Raw genomic sequence first — 17336 nt, forward strand, 5'->3', positions numbered from 1 at the left:
AATTAGCTTCATTTAGCTATTGAGTCATCTATATCTTATTTTAAGCCCTAAAATTATTAAGTTGAAAATGAGTGTAATTAAGTTAGCAAGAATAATAGGTAATGCTTGTAGATAAATTCCATAAACTAACCACAAAAATACACCAGTTGAAAATATCATTAGCATCCCTAAAGAAACATCTTTAGCTGATTTTGATTGCCAGGTTTTAAATAATTGCGGTAGGAAAGCAATTGTGGTTAATGTTCCGGCTATTAGCCCTAAGATTGTGACGGAATTCATTTAATTTAGTAAGTAGGTGGGCATAATTAAATATCACATACAATATTTATCGGGTAATAGGTAATGGGTAATAGCTCATACTTAACCAATGACCAGTTAGCAACCCTTAAGTTACGTTTATTTTTACTCATTTACTTAGATAATATAAGCAAACTACTTCAGGAACAGAGAAAGCATAGACAGAAGTAAGCTGTTAGCTAAGATATGTTTTCAGTGAATTCTCTTTCTATTTCTTGAAGCGTTTGATGCAAATTTTCTGAGTGCAACCAACCAACAAAACCACTGTAGAGACATTTACCTTCGGGACAACTGACGAAAACGTGATCTATTCCTAATAGGTTTTTCCACGTGCAAATAGAAATCCCACTTTCTAAAGTAAAGCAAACTTGGGCTTTGCTAAAGTCTCGATGATGCGTGTCTGTGATACCAGAAACGAGTTGCAAACGCTGAATGAGTAAGTCAGTTAATTCAGGTTCGGAAATGTCGCTTAGTGTTTTTTCACTAGCCCAAAAATCTTGAATGACAATTGTAACATCCGAGTGATGGCGCATAATTGCGTGCGATAAGCCAGGAAGTAAAACAAACTGGGCATTGCGAAACTTAGTTGAACTTATCGGAATTGTGCCATCGCTACCGTTGTCAAAATCTCCGGCAATGATTAACGTGGGGATCGCTTTGGCGATCGCTTCGGCAATTTCTCGGCGATTTTTGCCTAAGTCGCGTGCAATACCTACTCCCAAACTTAGGGGATCAAGCAATCTTGCTAAGTCTGCCCCTCCGACAGGTGAGGCGATCAGCACTAATGATTCTACTCTTGACCACCATTCGGGATGACGATTGAGGACTTCAAGCCAGATTAATCCTCCCATCGAATGACCAATAATCCGGATAGGCATGTTGGGATATCGCAAATTGGTTTCAATCGCAATTTTTTCGACCGCCGCGATTAAAGGTTCAATGCGCAACCAAGTATTGATAAAGCCCAAGTTGGGGGAGACAACAAGTGTTTTTGGAGTTGCGAGACGATTTGCTAATGATGTGATCGCCCTACCTGTATCTGCCCATCCGTGTTGGGCATAAAGGATAAAATCTGGTTTATCAATTGGCATTGTGTGCAAAAAAGTTATCTACCCAGTGCTATATTAACGATCTTTAATATAATTAGACTTTTCAATTTCTTTCGTATTTACCCAACCCTGATACTGAAATTAGCCCTTCAGTGAGTAATAACTGATCCAGATTATTTAGCAAACCATTGATTTTGTCGAGGCTCTTACTATCCATTGATAATCCTCCCAGAAGATTTTTCAAATCAATTTCAAAAGATTTTGGTAATTTCTTGCATAAAGATTTAGCAAATTGTACCAAGCGTTTTTCTCCTGGATGAGGTAGATAATTAACTGCAAAAATAATAACAAAATAACTTGCGACTAATGCCGCTACACGATGATTAATACTCACAAAGTCACTCTACGACTCATAGCTAATTTTATTTGGTGTGTATAATGAGATGTGCTGGCGGAGAATTGGGTAATTTTTAGCAACGATCGCACGTCTTAATTCTTCGGGATACGGTTGCAAAGCTTGATGTTGCAGATATTTGAACCAACCATCGCGATCGGACACAGGATGTGATTTCAAAATATTCCACCACAGACAGGTTGAATAGCCGACAGATGCTTGGTGATTGACTAAAATGCTTTCTAACTGTTTTTCTATCCAATTAGGCGTCCTGTACATCACATCAACACCACATCCTGTAGCTGTATCGAGCCATTCATCACCAGATTCCCAAAATTGATTATTAATTTCTATCCGAGTTGCAAATTTGTTGGCAATATCAGCACGAACATTTGTAAGAATTTATTATGTCAGGATAATTCGATATTTTGCGCTTGTTAACCGACGAATTAATTTGTTAACACTTTACACTGTCCTTGATGGCGCAATAGATGATCGCACAGCACCAAAGCTACCATGGCTTCTACCATAGGTACAGCACGGGGTAACACGCAGGGATCGTGTCTTCCTTTAGCCGCCAATAACGTATCTTCACCTTCACGAGTAACCGTACGCTGTTCCTTGCGAATCGTCGCCGTCGGTTTAAACGCTACGCGCAAAATAATATTTTCCCCGTTAGAAATTCCTCCCTGAATGCCCCCTGAACGATTTGTGAGAGTACGTACTTCGCCGCGTTCATCGGTGTAGAACTCGTCATTGTGTTTGCTACCTGTTAGCAGCGTACCGGCAAAACCAGAACCGATTTCAAAACCTTTAGACGCAGGTAAAGACATTACGCCTTTAGCAATATCAGCTTCTAGTTTGTCAAAAACAGGTTCTCCCAAACCTTTGGGAACATTCCGCGCCACACATTCTACAACCCCACCAATTGAATCTCCCTGACGCCCAATTTGTTCTATATGTTCGATCATGCGTTCGGCACATTCCGCATCAGGACAGCGGACGATATTACTTTCAACTTGTGCAGTCGTTACCGTGTTGGGATCGATAACACCTTCTAAATCTTTGATACGCTTGACATAACCAATAATTTCAATACCAGCCACCGCGAACAGGATTTTTTTGGCGATCGCACCAGCGGCGACTCTCCCGATTGTCTCGCGGGCAGAAGATCTACCACCACCTTGCCAGTTACGAATGCCATATTTTGCATCATAAGTCGCATCCGCGTGTGATGGACGGTACTTTTGCGCCATTTCATCGTAGTCTTGCGGGCGAGTATCTTTGTTACGGACTAAAATTGCGATCGGTGTCCCCAAGGTTTTGCCTTCAAACACGCCTGATAAAATCTCGCACGTATCTGCTTCTTTGCGCGGTGTGGTAATTTTGCTTTGACCTGGACGCCTGCGGTCGAGTTCTTGCTGAATTTCTGCGGCAGAAATTTCTAGGCGCGGGGGACAACCATCAATCACTACCCCAACGCCACCGCCGTGAGATTCGCCAAAGGTTGTCACCCGAAATAATTGTCCAAAAGTATTACCCATAGTGTTGGGGTGAATGATGTTTTTACCAAACTTAAAGATATCAAGATTTTACTGCTTAGTTTGGGTGTCTTGCTGGTTAGGTATGAGACAGTATACGCATTTCCTCTCATATACTCATATACATGGAAGTCTTAGTAGCTTGTGCGCCTTCTTCACTTGTCTGGGAAAACGGCATAGGCATTCGTGCCAAATACCACAAAATTACTGAATGACCAGCAGCGATCGCCAAATAAATTCGGTAGGATTACTGTGGACACTTGGCGATAACTTCTACAAAAGTGTTACTCACGGCGCAATAATCATGTCAAAAACATCATTAACGTTAATCAATACTTAAAGTTTTCTTGTACGGTGCATCAGTTTTGTTTTGTTATAAACTTTGCATCATCTCGTACAAGATCTAAAATATCCAGAACGATATGCAAAGGTTGAAACACGAGTTATCTTTTGTAGAACTGCTAGTAGTAAGGTAGGATGACCAGCATCGAATCAGTTTCGCGCTCAGACTTAGAGCAAAGACGACAAATGTTGCGTACTCACAGACGCCTTAAACTGTTACACGCTGCATGGCAAACCTTGGCAGTCAGTGGAATACTTGGTGGCTTAGTTTGGGCTACGACTCGACCGATTTGGGTATTACGCGAGTCGAGTCAAGTGACGATCGAAGGAAACCAACTCCTCGCAACACAAGCAATTAAATCATTGTTACCGATTACCTATCCACAGTCATTATTGCAAATTCAACCTGAAGCGATCGCAAAAACGCTAGAGTCGCAACCCACGATCGCCGATGCGAATGTGACGCGCGAATTGTTTCCCCCAAGTTTACGCGTCCAAGTTACCGAAAGAATTCCGGTGGCGATCGCCTACATTAGACCACCCCAAACTGTGACAACCGACGCGCAAGCTAACATGGGATTTGTCGATGCGCAGGGAGTGTGGATTCCTTTTCAAACTTATGCTGCCCAATCTACAAATTTGAAACTACCACAATTAAAGGTTATTGGTCCCTTGGAACGTTATCAGTCTTATTGGGCTTCAGTATATCAAGGTGTTAGTCGTAGCCCAGTTAAAATAACCGAAATTGACTGTCAAGATCCCACGAATATTATTCTTAAAACTGAATTAGGAGTTGTGCATCTTGGTGCCTATACTTCGAGACTAAATCAGCAACTACAAGTCCTCGACCAAATGCGGCAACTTCCTCAACAATTAAATTCTAATCAGATTGCTTATATTGATCTTTCTAATCCCGATGCTCCTACAGTACAAATGAACCAGGTGGAAACGGTTAAACCTGATACGCCACACCAGTAAGGTTAGTGTCAATATGTCAAGATGTATAAGCACAATTCGTGATTTTTCTTTATAGTAAAGATTTTTTTTGCGTTTTTTTACCTGCAATGTCCCTCAAATTCAATAGAGAACTGTCTTGTAAACCAAGTATAGTAAACTTATTCAAGAAGTTTTAATACTGGCGAATCCACAAGTAAAATCATTATTTTTCAAAGCAAAAAGAGTTGAGTTCATTTAATTAAATTGATAAAGAGGATAGTGTAGGCTATTTCCTATGCAGGATATCGCATTCTCAATTGTCGAAAGTCGCTAGGCGATCATGAAAACAGTGTAGCAGTGCATGAAAAAGTAAAAGTATTGGCAAGCAAAGTTAACTACATGCGAAAATTTTACAGAAGATTTAATGAAATAAACACATTATCATCAATTAGAGTAGCGTGACAATTCCACAAACAAAGTTGTTTTATCAAAACTATCAACGCTTCACTTTGGATTGAAAGATAAATCATTTATAAAGGTGAATTTATTAATTCTATTAATTATGTGTAACTCAATCAATTGCCAAAACTTAATATGTAGCCTTGAGTACTTGGCAAAGGGATTTGCTATTTACCAGTAAACACAATATTATAAATTCGATTAGGAACACCAACGAAAAGAGTTAGCAATTTGTATACACTCAGATTTTTATAAAGAACCGCAGCAATCCAATTGCTGTATTGACTCTACTTAAACTAGTAACAATACTAAGTTTCTAGCGATAGAGCGACATTTACAGTCATACCGAAGATCGATGGCAGAGTCAGAGGCGGTCAACCTATAGTAGACTCTTAGAAAAATCAAATCTAAAAAGTTGTTTACATATCCTTGTTAATGCCAATGGTGCTTAATAGTAAAAGAGAGCCTACGGATAAAAGCTCACAATCTACAGGACAGCCAGGCTATTCGCTGACTGTTAACTCGAATAATCCTTTTAACTCGTCAGGGATTCATTTTGGACAAAATTACGATTCTAAAGGAGTTCCTGAAGCAGACGATCAATTCGATGATATCGTGCCAGGTCGAGTCGCCAATATTAAAGTTATCGGTGTTGGTGGTGGTGGTGGTAATGCAGTTAACCGGATGATTGCCAGCCAAGTAAGTGGCATTGAGTTTTGGTCAATCAATACCGATGCCCAAGCTTTAACGAACACGTCGGCGACTCGGCGGTTGCAAATTGGACAAAAGCTGACACGCGGTTTAGGTGCAGGTGGTAATCCAGCGATCGGTCAAAAAGCTGCCGAAGAATCGCGTGAGGAAATTGCCGCAGCTTTAGAAAATGCCGATCTTGTTTTTATTACTGCTGGTATGGGTGGCGGAACAGGGACAGGCGCAGCACCAATCGTGGCAGAAGTTGCAAAAGAATTAGGTGCATTGACGGTGGGAGTGATTACACGTCCTTTTATGTTTGAAGGGCGGCGGCGTACCTCACAAGCCGAACAAGGTATTGAGGCACTTCAAAGCCGTGTAGATACGCTAATTGTTATTCCTAATGATAAGCTGCTTTCGGTCATTTCAGAACAAACACCTGTACAAGAAGCTTTTCGGATTGCAGATGATATCCTCCGGCAAGGCGTACAAGGAATTTCTGACATTATTACAATCCCAGGATTAGTAAACGTTGACTTTGCAGATGTCCGCGCTATTATGGCAGACGCAGGTTCCGCATTAATGGGCATTGGTATTGGTTCCGGCAAATCGCGCGCTAGAGAAGCCGCCAACGCAGCAATTTCGTCACCTCTGCTCGAATCTTCGATTGAAGGAGCTAAAGGCGTCGTTTTTAATATTACTGGCGGTCACGATCTAACCTTACACGAAGTCAATGCCGCAGCTGAGACAATTTATGAAGTTGTGGACCCTAACGCCAATATTATTTTTGGTGCAGTTATCGACGAAAAACTACAAGGTGAAATACGAATTACAGTAATTGCTACAGGATTTTCTACAGAAGCTGCTGCCGAACCACAAGCAAGTACGCGAGTCATCTCGAAGCCGCAACCACAAGCCACACCAAGCGCACCATCTTCTCCCACAATTGAGATAGAAACAATAGAAAAGCCAGGTTTGGATATTCCTGAGTTTCTCCAAAGAAGGCGCAATCCTCGGTCTTGAGGCAAAGCGTAGACGTTAAAGCCACGTCTATGCCCGCACTGCTTTTAACTCCAACCACTGAATCACCTGTTCGCCTAAGCGAGTACCCTCTAGATGATCAATTTCCCGAATGCCCGTAGGACTTGTGACGTTGACTTCGGTAAGGTAGCCGCCAATCACATCGATCCCCACAAAATATAAGCCGTCTTGGTGCAATTTCTTGGCAATATCGGCGCACATAGATTGTTCGCGTTCGGTAATGCCAATTTGAGCTACAGTCCCACCTGCTGCCATATTGTTACGAAACTCATTTCCCGACGAAAGTCGATTGAGTGCGCCAATAGGTTTACCGTCAAGGAGAATAATCCTTTTGTCGCCTTCTTGGGCAGCGGGTAAGTAAGTTTGTACCATAACGGGTACGCTGCCTTGCAAGGTACTTAACTCAACCATCGAGTTAAAATTGCGATCGCCTGCTTCTAAATACAGAATTCCTTCTCCGGCTTTATTTCCCAAAGGTTTCAGAATTGCTGCGCCTTGTGCCTCGACAAACTCGCGGATTGTTTGTTTATTAGAACTGACAATCGTTTCTGGAATCCAGTCGGTAAATTGCAGCGCATACATTTTTTCGTTAGCTGCCCTGATCCCTTGGGGATCATTGATAACTAAGGTTTTCGCAGAATCGATATAATCCAAAATGTATGTCGCATAAAGGTAAGAAACCGTTACCGGTGGATCGGTACGCATAAAAACGGCGTCCATGCTTTCTAAGGGGGCGAAAGTGCGATCGCTTAACTCAAACCAAGGATTCTCCGCAACCCATCGTCCTTGCGCGAGTTGCACAGGTTTTAGCTGTACTCGTTCTAATACAGCCCAAGCTTTACCAGTGATAACACTTAACAAGTTTGCTTGAGTTACCCAAATAGAATGACCTAGCGCTTGTGCGGCTTCCATCAAGGCGACGCTCGTATCATGTCCTGGATCGAGCCGTGCAATGGGATCAATAATAAAAGCAAGTTTCATCGCTTTTTTACGCTGCTAATAGTTGATCGAGCTTGCCTTGAAATTCCAATTCGTACAAGTCGTCACAGCCGCCGATATGATTGTCATTAATAAAAATCTGCGGTACCGAACGTCTACCATTCGCGCGTTTTGCCATCTGTGATCGCGCTGCCTCATCACCATCAATCACGTATTCTGTAAACTCGACGCCTTTCTCTTTCAGCAAAGCTTTGGCGCGAATACAAAAAGGGCATCGGCTCCAGGTATAAATTTCGATGTTGGGATTCATAAGCTCTTCCAAGGTTGAAACAAAAACCGCTGAGTAATAATTCTTAAACTTTATTTTAAACTGTGTCAGATGCGGTAAGCGGGGATCATATTAATCAAAATAAGAGACTAGAATTCATGCTAGTTCACTGCATGAGAGCTAAAAATAAACTGTTCCCTGCACCGACGCTCTGTAAAAACTACGACTCCTCGGCTTCTTGATAAAGTTGCTCTAGTGCTTGATGTTGAGTCCTTCGTGAATGCTGCCGATATTTTGTGTCTAGCTTGGGTTCGTATTGTCTTTTACCGCGCTTGGTTTTCAGTTTCAAACTCGACTCAGGGTCGGCTTGCTGATTGATTTGCTCTTGATATGCGATCGCTTCCTCTAGAAAAGCTAAATAATGCTCGTAGCGTTCCCAATCACCGCGCACCGCACAATTAGGCTCATTACGGTGTAAACAATCGCTAAACTGACAACTTTGTTGTGCTAGTCGCTGTCGTGCTTCTGGAAAATAATTTGCTAACTCGTGTGGGTGGCACGTCAAATCTGGTTGATTAAACCCAGGAGTATCTGCGAGTAATCCGCCGTCAGGTAATGTAAAGAGTTCTACATGACGAGTCGTATGTCGCCCGCGACTTAGTTTTCCAGAAACCTCGTTGGTACGCAGGTGAACTGTCGGAATCAAAGCATTAATCAAACTTGATTTTCCCACTCCCGAAGGTCCAGCCACCGCAGAAATACGCAGTTTGAGCAGGTCGCGTACTTCTGAAATACCGATTCCATCACGTATGCTGATAAATACGGGTTGATAGCCCCATTGCTGTAAGCGATCGCGCCATTGTTGCTGTTGTTCCAGCGTCAGTAAATCGCTTTTGTTAAAACATAAACGCACGCCGAGTCCTGTAGATTCAGCTTTCACCAAAAAGCGACTCAGTTGGTAGGGTTCTAGGGGGGGTTCTGCTAAAGCAAAAACCAAAAGAATTTGCTCAGCATTGGCGATTGGCGGACGATCTAATTGTGATTTTCGTGGCAAAACCCCTGCGATCGCGCCTCTACCACCCGCCCAATCAGGTTCCACAATTTCGACGCGATCCCCAACCATAACTTGCTGCCCTAGTTTCTTCAGCCGTGCCCGCCGCGTACATAAGAGGGATGAGCGATGAGGAGCGAGGGATGAGGGATTTAGGCGGACTTGACAGTAGTTTGCTTGTACGGCTAGAACTGTACCTATCAACGGTGCATCAGCGTCGTTAAGCCTCTCGTTTGATGTCGCTTCATTGCTCATGCCATCGTCAAGAAATGCCTACAAGACATTGACACGAACACAAAAGAATGGTAAGCAACAAAGATCTGCTTCATCCCTGACCTCCGACCTCTGACCTCTGATCCCTCACATTCGTATCACCAGGACGCAGGACTAACAACGCAAAATAACCATTGCATTCGGTAATTTCTTCAACTAGATAACCTGCCATCATCAAACTATCAGGAACCTGCTCAATTGGCTCACCAGGGTCTAGCCAAACTTCTAAGCACGACCCTGGCGGCATTTTTTCCAAACGCAGCTTTGTCCGCACAAAGTTTAGCGGACACGGAGTACCGCGCAAATCGAGTTGCGCGTGCGGTTGAGATAGCGCGGTTTGATTCATCGCTGGAACAGATTTCCTAAAAATCCTTCTAGACCACCTTTGCCGGTGCGATCGCCCTTGATTTTAGCTAATTTCTCCAAAAGTTCTCTTTCTTCTGTTGTAATTTTTGTGGGAATGTCGATCAAAATTGTTATCAAATGATCGCCGCGACTCACAGGATTACCTAAGCGCGGAACACCGTGATTTTCGAGCGTAATGACTGTATTCGGTTGCGTTCCTGCTGGTACGACGAGTTCTTGTGGCCCATCGACGGTGTTTACCTGTATCCGACAGCCTAGAATTGCTTGCAGATAGCTAATTTTGATCTCTGAGAGAATGTTGATGCCTTCGCGTTGAAATTCTGCATCTTCATTCACAAATAAATAGACATACAAATCTCCTGGAGGACCGCTGCGCTGACCTGCATCGCCTTCGCCAGAAATCCTTAAGCGCGTACCATTATCTACCCCAGCCGGAATTGTAATTTTCAGTTTCTTGGTAACTTGGCGGACACCATTACCTTCACAGGCATCGCACTTTTCTTCGATCATCTGTCCTGTGCCATTACACGTAGGACAAGTAGATACTTGGGTAAAACTACCAAAAGGCGTACGTGTCACGCGCCGCACTTGACCAGAGCCACTACACGTCGAACAAGTACGCGGTCGAGTTCCTGGTTTTGCACCCGAACCGCTACAAACCTCACACGTTTCCAAGTGCGAAATGCGTATTTCTTTTTCGCCGCCAAAAACCGCTTCGCGAAAGTCTAATTTGAGATCTAGCCGTAGATCGTCGCCGCGAACCGGACCACTGCGCCGTGATCGCGTTTGTCCTGCACCAGAAAAACCGCTAAAGAAGCTTTCAAACAAATCGGCAAAGCCGCCCATGTCACCCATATCTTGGAATCCGCCGACTCCAACTCCACCAGCAACACCAGCTTCGCCAAAGCGATCGTAACGCGCGCGGGTTTCGGGTTCAGAAAGCACTTCGTAAGCCCGATTAATTTCTTTAAAGCGCTCCTCTGCTCCCGCTTCTTTGTTCACATCTGGGTGATACTTGCGGGCTAATCGCCGATAGGCGCGCTTGATTTCTTCTTTGTCGGCATCACGAGAAACACCTAAAATTTCGTAGTAGTCGCGGGCCATAAAGCGCTGCTTTGCTCGAGGTTAGTATTTGTATAAGTCTTAATTTATTTTAGATTATTGACAATCAAGCCATTATTCCCATACTACAACCTTAGTGGGGTACTGATAAGTACGCGATCGTCATTGCATATCATACTTTCTTAGGTTGCTAACAGGTAATGGGTAATTGTTGATAAATAGTCTTGCCGCAGTTTAGCAATTACCAGTTACCAATGACCAATTACCAGCCTTTATCTTCCGCCTGTTTTCAGTCAGTTCGTGTTACTCAATCGCTTCATAATCAGCTGTCACGGTGTAATCTTCATCAAAATCAAAATCTTCTGCAACGGTAGCATTATCTGCGGTGCTGAAATTGCTCGATTCAAAGTCACCTTTTTCCGTCGATACCACATCTTCGGTACTGATTTGTTGATTTGGTGCTTTCTCAGCGTTGTTATAGACATCTGTACCGATCACAAAGAGTGTTTGTTGAAAGTTATTTAATATTTGCTTGGCTTGCTCGACAGTGATTTCTTCAACAAAAGCGGCGCGTAGTTCCTCAGCTTTTTGGCTCACTTCCAGCTTCAGGCGATCGCTGATTAAGTGTTCATTATCCTTTAGCGTTGCTTCGTAGCTATACAACAAATCTTCTGCTTGGTTGCGCAAAGCAATCATTTCTATACGTTTTTTATCTTGTTCCGCATAGATTTCTGCCTCTTGACGCATTCGTTCGATTTCAGCAGCGCTTAAACCCCCAGTATTTGTAATGCAAATACTTTGCTCGCGCCCCGTACCTCTGTCTTGAGCCGAAACTTTGAGAATGCCATTGACATCGATTTCAAACGATACCTCAATTTGTGGGATTCCTCGCGGCGCGGGGGGAATTCCGGTTAAGAGGAACTTGCCAAGGCTTTTGTTGTCTTTGGCTAGTGGGCGTTCTCCCTGAAGCACGTGAATTTCTACCGACGATTGACCATCTGTTGCTGTGGAAAAAACCTGCGATTTACTCGTTGGAATCGTCGTATTGCGTTCGATAACTTTTGTAAAGACTTCGCCTAACGTTTCGATGCCAAGTGAAAGCGGTGTGACGTCTAACAGTAAAACATCTTCAACTTCGCCGCCCAATACCCCGCCTTGAATTGCTGCGCCTAAGGCTACTGCTTCATCGGGATTGACCGAACGTTCAGGAGTCTTGCCGTTGAAAAACTTTTGCACCGCATTGGTAACTGCTGGAATGCGCGTGGAACCACCAACCAAGATAATGCGGTCAATATCAGCAGGTTGCAAGCCACTATCTTTCAACGCCTGACTCATAGGTTGGATTGTCGCGGCGATTAAATGGTTGACTAATTCTTCAAATTTAGCGCGCGTCAGTTCCATTTCTAGATGCTTAGGACCACTCGCGTCAGCCGTAATAAAGGGAAGATTGATTGATGTCGTCCCCAGCGTCGAAAGTTCAATTTTGGCTTTTTCAGCGGCTTCCCGCAACCGCTGTAGCGCCATTTTGTCTACCGATAAATCAATTTTTTCTTGTTCGTGAAAACAGGCAAGCATCCAGTTAACGATACAGCTATCAAAGTCATCGCCGCCAAGATGATTGTTACCAGCCGTTGCTTTGACTTCAAAAACACCGTCGCCTAGCTGTAATATCGAGACATCGAAAGTACCGCCGCCAAGGTCAAATACCAGAATTTTTTGCTGTTGTTCGAGTTTGTCCAAGCCGTAAGCTAAAGCTGCTGCTGTAGGTTCGTTGATGATGCGTAGCACTTCTAGTCCAGCAATTGTGCCAGCGTCTTTGGTTGCTTGACGTTGAGCGTCTGTAAAGTACGCTGGTACCGTAATCACAGCTTGGGCGATCGCTTCACCTAAGAAACCTTCGGCCTCTTGTTTGAGCTTCCGCAAAATCATCGCAGAAATTTCTTGAGGGGTGTAGGTGCGATCGCGGATTTGGACATCTACGGTATCGTCGCGACCTTTAATACATTTGTATGGCACTCGGCTGCGCTCTGTAGCTGTATCGTCCCAGCGACGTCCGATAAATCGCTTGATGCTGTAGATCGTATTCTCCGCATTCGTGACAAGTTGGCGCTTCGCCAGTTGTCCGATGAGGTGATCGCTACCTTTACCAAAACCCACAACGCTGGGAGTTGTTCTTCCCCCCTCTGAATTGGCAATAACCATAGGTTGACCACCTTCTAAAATGGCAACACAACTGTTCGTGGTGCCTAAGTCGATGCCAATGACTTTTCCCATGTTTTCTAGTCGTAAGTGCGATTAGATTTTCAGAGTTTGTTTGACTCTTGGGGCAATTGCATCCACGGCGTCGATATTATACGGTTATTGCCAATGTGTGATTGACTACTCAGTGTCTGACGCTGCTGAGGTTTCTCCTGGTTCAGGAGCCGCCGCAACTTTCACTAAAGCATGACGTAAAACGCGATCGCCTAGGAAATATCCCCGGACTAATTCTTCTAACACTGTTCCTTCAGGATGTTCATCCGTAGGTTCACGCATTACGGCTTCATGATAGTTCGGATCAAATGGACTTCCTTCGGAGCGCATTGCAGAAACTCCTAGACGTTTCAAGGTATCTACCATTTGCTTATAAACGCTTTGGTAGCTTTTATGAATTGTCATTTCCGCGTCAGTTTGAGGCTTGATTTGCGATCGCGCCCGCTCAAAGTTATCGACTACAGGTAACAACTCGGTAATCGTGTCGCGTTTAATTTTTTGCTCAATTTCTTCTTTTTCCTTCTGCGTCCGCTTGCGGAAATTCTCAAAATCTGCCCCAATCCTTATATATTGAGAGGTGCGCTCCTCCAACTGCGATTTGAGCGATTCTACCTGTGCTGTTAATTCAGCTAATTGTTGCTGCCCTTGTTCAAAAGCAGCCGCCACAGTATTTTCCTCACCAGTCGTTTCGCCTGATGAGCTTGTGGAGTCTACTACTTGAGCATTTACCTCGGAATTATCATTCAAATTCATTGTTTCAGCTGAGGTGTTACTCTCTTGTTCTGCGATTTCTGTTTGCTTATCCTCGTCAACCATTATGCACCAATCTTAGATACTCGAAACTGCGTTGTATACTTACTTGTTTCACCGTACCTTTTCTAGGATGCACTAATTACACCCTAAGTAGCAAAACCTAGCGTAATTTTTTAGGAGTGTGGGAGAGTAGGAGCGTTGGACAGACCAAAATACTATTTTACCAACTACCCACTGCCCTCTGCTCCCACTCATTGCGTTACATAGCAACTTTACGAGAGTTTCTGGGAATACTCTTATGTGGAAACATTTCACGACTGATGTATGACCTACTCCCCCTCACAGCGGCGTGCCCTGATCGTCAAAAATGACTTTTCTCCTTTCGGCAATAAGGTGATTGAGTCGGGGTATGTCAGCAATGAACAGATGCAGCAAGCTCTGAGCGAAAGTCGTAAATCAAAAAGACCTATTATTGAAGTTTTAGAATCGCTGACTGGACGTCAACTATCACCCGACTTACTAAGATTTTACAAAAAACAGCAACTTTTTGAACTCAAAATTGTTTACGGAGTTGAATTTATCGACCCTGAGATTAATCAAATCGCTACCAATCAAGTTGCGAATTTAATCGACACGCTGATTCCGGTGGATATTTGCCGCCGTTTTCAATTAATTCCTTTATCGCAAACTGCTGATCCTCCTTCAGTGTTAGTTGCGATGGTCGATCCTGACCATCTTGAAGCGCAGGATAATTTGACTCGAATTCTCCGTCCCAAAAGTTTAGGATGGCAACGCATCGGCATTACACAAGAAGACTTTCAACAGTTGCTGGCAAAATACCTCGATGCCCAAGTCGAACAGCAAAAACAGCGAGAAATTCAAAAATCAGTTGATGTTCAATCGGAAATCGAAGGTTTAGAAGGCTTTGATTTACAAAATGCTAACGATGAGATAGAAGCCGATTTAGGCGCAGCGATTCAAAATGCTGAAGCAGCACCTGTCATTGCTTTAGTCAATAAAATTCTAGTTAAGGCGCTGCAAGAAAAAGTTTCAGACATTCACATCGAACCGCAAGAAGAACATCTCCGAATTCGCTTTCGCAAGGATGGCGTTTTACGTCAAGCGTTCGAGCCATTACCTAAGAAAATTGTTGCTGCGGTTGTCGCGCGTTTTAAAATTATTTCAGACTTGGACATCGCTGAACGAAGGATGCCCCAAGATGGACGAATTCGGCGCGTATTTGAAGGACGTAAAGTAGACTTTCGCGTTAGTACGCTACCGAGTCGTTACGGTGAGAAGGTTGTCTTACGAATTTTAGATAACTCAGCAACTCAACTTGGTTTAGATAAGCTGATCAGCGATGAAGAAAGTTTACAGATCGTCCGTGAAATGGCAAGTCGTCCGTTTGGATTGCTGTTAGTCACAGGGCCAACAGGTTCGGGAAAATCAACAACTTTGTATTCGATCTTGGCAGAACGTAACGAACCAGGAGTCAATATTAGTACTGCGGAAGATCCAATTGAGTATTCGTTACCAGGGATTACTCAGGTACAAGTCATTCGCGATAAAGGGATGGATTTTGCCTCGATTTTGCGGTCATTTTTGCGGCAAGATCCTGATGTGATTCTTGTCGGCGAGACGCGCGATCGCGAAACCGCTAAAACCGCAATTGAAGCCGCACTGACAGGACACTTAGTATTGACAACACTTCATACAAATGATGCCGCAGGTGCGATCGCTCGCCTAGATGAAATGGGTGTTGAGCCTTTTATGGTATCAGGAGCCTTACTCGGTGTTGTTGCTCAGCGTTTGGTGAGGCGTGTCTGTTCAACATGTCGTATTCCCTATACGCCTTCTTCTACCGAATTAGCGCGCTTTGGCTTAACAAGTTCGCAAGACAGCGGTGTCACTTTTTATAAAGCGAAAACTTTACAGCCTGAAGAAGTCGCAATTGCGAAGAGTCAAGGTGAACTTTGTCCTGACTGTAACGGCGTTGGTTACAAAGGACGTTGTGGAGTGTATGAAGTGATGCGGATTAATCAACGGCTGCAAACTTTAATTACCGAAGGCGCACCCACCGAACGCATCAAAGAAGTCGCGGTGGAAGATGGGATGAAAACTTTGCTATCTTACAGCCTTGACCTTGTGCGGCGAGGTTTGACCACGCTCGAAGAAGTTGAACGCGTTACCTTTACAGATTCTGGTTTAGAAGCAGAACTCAAAGCCAAACGCAAGAGTTCTTTAGAATGTCGCACTTGTAGCGCAGAGTTACAACCAGAGTGGCTAGAATGTCCCTACTGCATGACGCCACGTTTTCAAGATTGAAGAGCAATTTAGTCAACGACTCAAGAATTAGGAGATCAATACGATGGATTACATGATTGAAGACCTTATGGAGCAAGTTATTGCTTGTGGTGGCTCCGATTTACACATTTCTACTGGTTTACCTCCTTATATCCGTATCAGTGGCAAGTTGACTCCTACAGAGTACGAACCGTTAACGGCGGAACAATGCCAGCGGTTGATTTTTGCGATGTTAAATAATACACAGCGCAAGCACCTTGAGCAAAACTGGGAACTTGATTGCTCTTATGGAGTGCGAGGCTTAGCACGTTTTCGTGTCAATGTTTACAAAGATCGCGGCACTTACGCAGCGTGTTTGCGGGCACTTTCTTCCCAAATTCCCAGTATGGATGCGTTGAAGCTACCAGATATTGTGCGGGAAGTTTCTGAAAAGCCAAGGGGATTAGTTTTAGTTACAGGTCCAACAGGTTCTGGGAAGTCAACAACGTTAGCGTCAATGATTAACAACATCAATATGACGCGATCAGAACACATCTTAACGATTGAAGACCCGATTGAATTCGTTTACGAACCAATTCAAAGCTTAATTCATCAACGTCAAATTGGAGAAGATACCAAAAGTTTTGCTAATGCTTTGAGAGCAGCATTACGTGAAGATCCTGATGTGATTCTTGTTGGTGAAATGCGTGACTTAGAAACAATTTCGCTGGCGATTTCTGCAGCCGAAACAGGTCACTTGGTATTTGGTACATTGCATACAAGTTCCGCAGCGCAGACGGTTGACCGGATGGTGGATGTTTTTTCGCCTGAACAACAACAGCAAATCCGCGTTCAGTTGTCTAACTCGCTCGTAGCTGTATTTAGTCAAACGCTGGTACCGCGCAAAAATCCTAAACCTGGTGAATTTGGTAGAGTCATGGCGCAAGAAATCATGATTGTGACTCCGGCGATCGCAAACTTAATTCGCGAAGGCAAAACCTCTCAAATCTACTCAGCAATTCAAACGGGTGGAAAACTAGGAATGCAAACACTAGAAAAAGTTCTTGCTGATTTGTATAAAGCCGGAACGATTTCTTTGGAAGCAGCAATGTCTAAAACCTCAAAACCTGATGAGTTACAGCGCCTGATTGGTGGTAATATACCCACAGCACAGACAATGGCAGCTAGATCCGCTTCGGGTAAACCTGTACTTGTAAATTAAGTTTTTTCAGTAAATAATTGACGGCTAATAGTTCATTGATGAGTTTCTTTCAAAAGCTTATTATTCCTACTTTGTTTTGAGCTATTAGCTACTTTTTTAGAGATTATGTGGAGTGTA

16 protein-coding genes are annotated in these 17336 nt (G+C 43.7%); 4 read left to right on the forward strand and 12 right to left on the reverse strand.

The features are described from left to right. Nucleotides 1–24: 24 nt before the first annotated feature. From NIES1031_RS16825 to aroC, 5 genes are all read right to left on the reverse strand, one after another. Entirely contained in the window at nt 25–279 is a 255-nt protein-coding gene (locus tag NIES1031_RS16825) for a SemiSWEET transporter (protein WP_073550667.1), read from the reverse strand. Between the two features lie 197 nt (nt 280–476). Then, nucleotides 477–1388 (reverse strand): alpha/beta fold hydrolase, encoded by a 912-nt coding sequence (locus tag NIES1031_RS16830; protein WP_073550668.1) that lies wholly within the window; start codon nt 1386–1388, stop codon nt 477–479. Between the two features lie 61 nt (nt 1389–1449). Beyond that, nucleotides 1450–1740: a hypothetical protein gene (locus tag NIES1031_RS16835; protein WP_073550669.1), complete on the reverse strand. Its 291-nt coding sequence runs from the start codon at nt 1738–1740 to the stop codon at nt 1450–1452. Nucleotides 1741–1749: 9 nt separating this feature from the next. Then, nucleotides 1750–2019, reverse strand: a complete 270-nt coding sequence (locus tag NIES1031_RS16840; protein ID WP_073550670.1) for a hypothetical protein — start codon at nt 2017–2019, stop codon at nt 1750–1752. A 170-nt stretch (nt 2020–2189) separates the two neighbouring features. Continuing rightward, on the reverse strand, nt 2190–3284 hold the full coding sequence (gene aroC / locus NIES1031_RS16845; RefSeq protein WP_073550671.1) for a chorismate synthase: 1095 nt from the start codon (nt 3282–3284) through the stop codon (nt 2190–2192). A 474-nt stretch (nt 3285–3758) separates the two neighbouring features. On the opposite strand from aroC, the gene NIES1031_RS16850 reads away from it, so the two are divergent. Together NIES1031_RS16850 and ftsZ are read left to right on the forward strand one after the other, a co-directional pair. Beyond that, on the forward strand, nt 3759–4601 hold the full coding sequence (locus NIES1031_RS16850) for a cell division protein FtsQ/DivIB (RefSeq protein ID WP_073550672.1): 843 nt from the start codon (nt 3759–3761) through the stop codon (nt 4599–4601). An 858-nt stretch (nt 4602–5459) separates the two neighbouring features. Next, entirely contained in the window at nt 5460–6731 is a 1272-nt protein-coding gene (gene ftsZ, locus NIES1031_RS16855) for a cell division protein FtsZ (protein WP_073550748.1), read from the forward strand. Between the two features lie 27 nt (nt 6732–6758). Here ftsZ and gshB read toward each other — a convergent pair whose 3' ends face one another. The 7 genes from gshB to grpE all read right to left on the reverse strand — a co-directional run bounded on the left by gshB (nt 6759) and on the right by grpE (nt 13777). After that, nucleotides 6759–7730 carry a glutathione synthase gene (gshB, locus tag NIES1031_RS16860; protein WP_073550673.1) on the reverse strand — a complete coding sequence of 324 codons (972 nt, stop codon included), beginning with the start codon at nt 7728–7730 and terminating at the stop codon, nt 6759–6761. A 7-nt stretch (nt 7731–7737) separates the two neighbouring features. After that, on the reverse strand, nt 7738–7998 hold the full coding sequence (grxC, locus tag NIES1031_RS16865) for a glutaredoxin 3 (RefSeq protein WP_073550674.1): 261 nt from the start codon (nt 7996–7998) through the stop codon (nt 7738–7740). Between the two features lie 178 nt (nt 7999–8176). Beyond that, nucleotides 8177–9262, reverse strand: coding sequence for a small ribosomal subunit biogenesis GTPase RsgA (rsgA, locus tag NIES1031_RS16870; RefSeq protein WP_073550675.1), 1086 nt, complete (start codon nt 9260–9262; stop codon nt 8177–8179). 70 nt (nt 9263–9332) lie between these two features. Next, complete coding sequence (locus tag NIES1031_RS16875; protein WP_073550676.1) at nt 9333–9626, reverse strand: sulfurtransferase TusA family protein; 294 nt, start codon at nt 9624–9626, stop codon at nt 9333–9335. Next, the gene (gene dnaJ, locus NIES1031_RS16880; protein WP_073550677.1) at nt 9623–10750 is read right to left on the reverse strand and encodes a molecular chaperone DnaJ; all 1128 of its coding nucleotides are present in this window, start codon (nt 10748–10750) and stop codon (nt 9623–9625) included. Before dnaJ ends, NIES1031_RS16875 begins: the two co-directional genes overlap by 4 nt. A 261-nt stretch (nt 10751–11011) precedes the next feature. Next, the gene (gene dnaK / locus NIES1031_RS16885) at nt 11012–12982 is read right to left on the reverse strand and encodes a molecular chaperone DnaK (RefSeq protein ID WP_073550678.1); all 1971 of its coding nucleotides are present in this window, start codon (nt 12980–12982) and stop codon (nt 11012–11014) included. A gap of 105 nt (nt 12983–13087) precedes the next feature. Beyond that, complete coding sequence (gene grpE / locus NIES1031_RS16890) at nt 13088–13777, reverse strand: nucleotide exchange factor GrpE (RefSeq protein ID WP_073550679.1); 690 nt, start codon at nt 13775–13777, stop codon at nt 13088–13090. Between the two features lie 261 nt (nt 13778–14038). Between grpE and NIES1031_RS16895 the strand changes: the two genes are divergently transcribed. Both NIES1031_RS16895 and NIES1031_RS16900 read left to right on the forward strand, forming a co-directional pair. Continuing rightward, entirely contained in the window at nt 14039–16039 is a 2001-nt protein-coding gene (locus NIES1031_RS16895) for a GspE/PulE family protein (RefSeq protein WP_073550680.1), read from the forward strand. A 43-nt stretch (nt 16040–16082) separates the two neighbouring features. Further along, nucleotides 16083–17219, forward strand: a complete 1137-nt coding sequence (locus tag NIES1031_RS16900; RefSeq protein WP_073550681.1) for a type IV pilus twitching motility protein PilT — start codon at nt 16083–16085, stop codon at nt 17217–17219. Nucleotides 17220–17336: the final 117 nt, after the last annotated feature.

This window comes from Chroogloeocystis siderophila 5.2 s.c.1 (assembly GCF_001904655.1).
In the GTDB taxonomy this organism is placed as follows: Bacteria; Cyanobacteriota; Cyanobacteriia; order Cyanobacteriales; family Chroococcidiopsidaceae; genus Chroogloeocystis; species Chroogloeocystis siderophila.